1 pseudogene is annotated in these 294 nt (G+C 60.9%); it reads left to right on the forward strand.

From position 1 onward, the window contains the following. A pseudogene (locus AAEY79_RS14420) lies at positions 1-210 on the forward strand (thiazole synthase); the annotation flags it as partial. Positions 211-294: the final 84 nt, after the last annotated feature.

Consider the following 294-nt stretch of genomic DNA (forward strand, 5'->3'; position numbering starts at 1 on the left):
GCCCACGAGGCTGCGATGGCGATGGACCTGGGGTGCGATGCGGTGCTGATGAACTCGGCCATTGCGCATTCTCCCGACCCGATTGCCATGGCCCGTGCCATGCGCCTGGCGGTTCAAGCCGGGCGTGAAGCCTTTCTGGCCGGGCGTATGCCCCGCCGCCAACTGGCAGATCCGTCATCACCGTTGGCTGGACGCATCACCAGCGCTTAACACCGCTATTTGCAGATGTAGAATAGAGTTACCTGTTGCCAGGCGCCGTTATGTTTGCGGAGCCTGGCTTTTTTTTGTCTGGTC

This window comes from Psychrobacter sp. GW64-MNA-CIBAN-0177 (genome assembly GCF_040309585.1).
In the GTDB taxonomy this organism is placed as follows: domain Bacteria; phylum Pseudomonadota; class Gammaproteobacteria; order Pseudomonadales; family Moraxellaceae; genus Psychrobacter; species Psychrobacter okhotskensis.